At 59.8% G+C, this 3,465-nt stretch carries 9 protein-coding genes; all 9 read right to left on the bottom strand.

All coding sequences use genetic code 11. The features are described 5' to 3' along the window. Positions 1–57: 57 nt before the first annotated feature. Positions 58–363 (bottom strand): 30S ribosomal protein S14, encoded by a 306-nt coding sequence (gene rpsN / locus AC1DT2_RS18455; protein WP_063570886.1) that lies wholly within the window; start codon positions 361–363, stop codon positions 58–60. 13 nt (positions 364–376) lie between these two features. Further along, complete coding sequence (gene rplE, locus AC1DT2_RS18450) at positions 377–916, bottom strand: 50S ribosomal protein L5 (protein WP_046967245.1); 540 nt, start codon at positions 914–916, stop codon at positions 377–379. A 12-nt stretch (positions 917–928) separates the two neighbouring features. After that, positions 929–1,240, bottom strand: a complete 312-nt coding sequence (rplX, locus tag AC1DT2_RS18445; RefSeq protein ID WP_063570885.1) for a 50S ribosomal protein L24 — start codon at positions 1,238–1,240, stop codon at positions 929–931. 14 nt (positions 1,241–1,254) lie between these two features. Next, the gene (gene rplN / locus AC1DT2_RS18440) at positions 1,255–1,623 is read right to left on the bottom strand and encodes a 50S ribosomal protein L14 (protein ID WP_063570884.1); all 369 of its coding nucleotides are present in this window, start codon (positions 1,621–1,623) and stop codon (positions 1,255–1,257) included. Positions 1,624–1,634: 11 nt separating this feature from the next. Further along, positions 1,635–1,895, bottom strand: a complete 261-nt coding sequence (gene rpsQ, locus AC1DT2_RS18435; RefSeq protein WP_063570883.1) for a 30S ribosomal protein S17 — start codon at positions 1,893–1,895, stop codon at positions 1,635–1,637. Positions 1,896–1,906: 11 nt separating this feature from the next. Beyond that, positions 1,907–2,092: a 50S ribosomal protein L29 gene (gene rpmC, locus AC1DT2_RS18430; RefSeq protein WP_046967249.1), complete on the bottom strand. Its 186-nt coding sequence runs from the start codon at positions 2,090–2,092 to the stop codon at positions 1,907–1,909. Further along, entirely contained in the window at positions 2,092–2,505 is a 414-nt protein-coding gene (gene rplP, locus AC1DT2_RS18425) for a 50S ribosomal protein L16 (RefSeq protein WP_477297931.1), read from the bottom strand. The genes rpmC and rplP overlap by 1 nt, the downstream gene beginning before the upstream one ends. Positions 2,506–2,516: 11 nt before the next feature. Next, positions 2,517–3,239: a 30S ribosomal protein S3 gene (gene rpsC / locus AC1DT2_RS18420; protein ID WP_063570882.1), complete on the bottom strand. Its 723-nt coding sequence runs from the start codon at positions 3,237–3,239 to the stop codon at positions 2,517–2,519. 15 nt (positions 3,240–3,254) lie between these two features. After that, positions 3,255–3,465, bottom strand: a 211-nt coding sequence (gene rplV / locus AC1DT2_RS18415) for a 50S ribosomal protein L22 (RefSeq protein WP_477297929.1), incomplete at its 5' end; no start/stop codon positions are given.

Genomic DNA, 3,465 nt, shown 5'->3' with positions numbered 1-3,465 from the left:
GGTCTGCGTTGCGCAGACCGACGACTATAACAGCTTGCCCCGCCGATGGCGAGTTTTTTACCAGCTAGCCTTACGCAGGCCCGGCACATCGCCGCGCATGGTGGCTTCGCGAAGCTTGTTGCGACCAAGGCCGAACTTGCTRTAGACGCCACGCGGGCGGCCGGTCAGGGCGCAGCGATTACGCTGGCGCGCCGGGCTGGCATCACGCGGGAGCTTCTGCAGCTTCGTCTGGGCTTCCATCTTTTCCTCATACGAGGCAGTGGAGCTCAGGACGACCGCCTTCAGTTCGGCACGCTTGGTAGCGAACTTCTTGACGAGCTTGGTGCGCTTAACATCGCGCTGGATCATCGAGGTCTTAGCCATGTTCTACCTGTAATCAGTTGCGGAACGGGAAGCTGAATGCTTCCAGCAGCGCCTTGGCTTCTTCGTCGGTCTTGGCGGTCGTGGTGATGGAGATATCCATACCGCGCAGCGCATCAACCTGATCGAAGTCGATTTCCGGGAAAATGATCTGTTCCTTGATGCCGAAGTTGTAATTACCACGGCCATCGAAAGCACGGCCCGAGACACCACGGAAGTCGCGCGTACGCGGCAGCGAGATGTTGATCAGGCGATCCAGGAATTCCCACATCTGGGCACGACGCAGCGTGACCTTGCAACCGATCGGCCAACCGTCGCGGATCTTGAACGAAGCGACCGACACGCGGGCCTTCGTCGTGATCGGCTTCTGGCCGGCGATCTTGGTCATATCGGCGACCGCGTTCTCGAGGATCTTCTTGTTACCGGCGGCTTCGCCGACGCCCATGTTGAGCGTGATCTTCGAGATGCGCGGGACTTCCATGACGTTCTGGTAACCGAAGCGCTCAGTGAGCTTCGACATTACCGACTCTTTGTAAAACGTTTCAAGGCGGGTCATGACTTCGATTCCTTACGCGTCGACGACTTCGCCAGAACGGAACACGCGCACTTTGCGCCCGTCCTCGAGCGTCTTGGTGCCAGCGCGCTCGCCCTTGTTCGTGGCGGAGTTGAAGAGCTGTACGTTGGAGATATGGATCGAAGCTTCACGCTCGACGATACCGCCAGGCTGGTTGGCCTGGGGGTTCGGCTTGGTGTGACGCTTGACCAGGTTGACGTTCGAGACGACAACGCGCTCGCCGTCGACACGCAGCACGTCGCCGCGCTGTCCCTTGTTCTTGCCGGTGGTGACGACGACGTTGTCACCCTTGCGGATACGGTTCATGTTCTGGCCTCCGCTCAGAGCACTTCGGGCGCAAGCGAGACGATCTTCATGAACTTCTCGGTGCGCAGCTCGCGTGTAACCGGCCCGAAAATACGGGTACCGATCGGCTCGAGCTTATTGTTGAGGAGGACAGCTGCGTTACCGTCGAAACGGATAACGGAGCCATCGGCGCGGCGAACACCCTTGGCGGTACGAACCACCACGGCATTGTAAACCTCGCCCTTCTTGACCTTACCGCGAGGAATGGCGTCCTTGATGGTCACCTTGATGACATCACCAACGCTGGCGTAACGGCGCTTCGAGCCACCGAGCACCTTGATGCACATCATTTCCTTCGCGCCGCTGTTGTCAGCTGCGGAAAGCGTGCTCTGTACCTGAATCATGGCAGCTCTCCTTAGACTTCAGCGCGCGTGATGATTTCGACCACGCGGTGATGCTTGGTCTTCGACAGCGGACGGCATTCCGCGATGCGCACCAGGTCACCTTCGTTCGCACCGGTCTCGTCATGTGCGTGAAGCTTCGTGGAGCGACGGATGATCTTGCCGAGCAGCCAATGCTGCACCTGGCGCTCGATCAGCACGGTCACGGTCTGGTTCATTTTGTTGCTGATGACGCGACCCGTAAGGGTACGCGCGGTCTTCTTGATTTCGCTCATGTCCGCCGTCCTTACTTCTTAGCGCCGAGCACGAATTTCGTGCGGGCGATGTCACGCCGAACGCGGCGCAGCTGGTGCGGCTGGGTGAGCTGACCGGAGCCTTTCTGCATGCGCAGATTGAACTGCTCCTTGCGAAGGTCCAGCAGATCCTGCTTGAGCTCGTCCGCCGACTTCTGGTTGATATCTTTGCTGGCCATTACATCACCGCCCTGGAGACGAACTGAGTCTGCAYGGACAGCTTGGCTGCCGCCAGGCGGAACGCTTCGCGTGCCGTCGTCTCGTCGACACCTTCGATTTCATAAAGCATGCGGCCAGGCTGGATCGGGGCGACCCAGAACTCGACGCTACCCTTACCCGCACCCATTCGAACTTCGATGGGCTTACGGGTGATCGGCTTGTCCGGGAACACGCGGATCCAGAGCTTGCCGCCACGCTTGACGAAGCGCGTGATGCAACGACGGGCCGCTTCGATCTGACGTGCGGTCAGCTGACCGTGCGTCGTCGCCTTGAGGCCGTACTCGCCGAAGCTCACGAGGTTGGAATTGAATGCAAGGCCGTCATTACGACCCTTATGCATCTTGCGGTACTTGGTACGCTTAGGTTGCAACATGGCAACACTCCTTACTTGGCCGTCCGCTCGCGGCGGTTTTCACCACCATCGCGGCGCGACTGCTGAGGCTGCTGTTCTTCCTTCGACTCGGCGGTAGCTGCTGCCAGATCGAAGATCTCGCCCTTATAGACCCATACCTTGACACCGATGATGCCGTACTGGGTCTTGGCTTCGGCGGTGCCATAGTCGATATCCGCACGCAGCGTGTGCAGCGGAACGCGACCTTCACGGGACCACTCGGAGCGGGCGATCTCGGCGCCATTCAGACGGCCGGAGACGTTGATCTTGATGCCCAGGGCACCGAGGCGCATCGCGTTGCCGACCGAGCGCTTCATCGCGCGGCGGAACATGATGCGACGCTCGAGCTGCTGAGCAATCGATTCGGCAACAAGCTGGGCGTCGAGCTCCGGCTTACGGACTTCGCTGACGTTGATGTGCGTCGGAACGCCCATCATGTCGGTGACTTCCTTACGCAGCTTCTCGATGTCCTCGCCCTTCTTACCGATCACCACGCCCGGACGGGCGGTGTGAATCGTCACGCGGGCGGTCTTGGCCGGACGCTCGATCTGGATCTTCGAGATACCGGCAGCGGCGAGCTTCTTGCGGAGCATCTCGCGGACCTTGAGGTCAGCTGCGAGATAGACCGCATATTCGCCCTTATTGGCGTACCACTTCGAGTTCCAATCCTTGGCAATGCCGAGGCGGATACCGGTGGGATGTACTTTATGACCCATCGTGTCTTACCCCAGTCAGTTGCCAACAACCACAGTAACGTGGCTGGTGCGCTTCAGGATGCGCGAACCGCGGCCTTTGGCGCGGGCGTACATACGCTTCATCGCCGGACCTTCGTCTACGAAGATACGGACGACCTTCAGCTCGTCCACGTCGGCGCCGAGATTGTTTTCGGCGTTGGCGACGGCGGAGAGCAGCACCTTGCGAACAAGGTGAGCGGCCTTCTTG

Source organism: Luteibacter sp. P4_E6 (assembly GCF_056401535.1).
The sequence above is the reverse complement of the archived record's forward strand: the minus strand, read 5'-3'. Positions and strand labels throughout refer to the sequence as shown.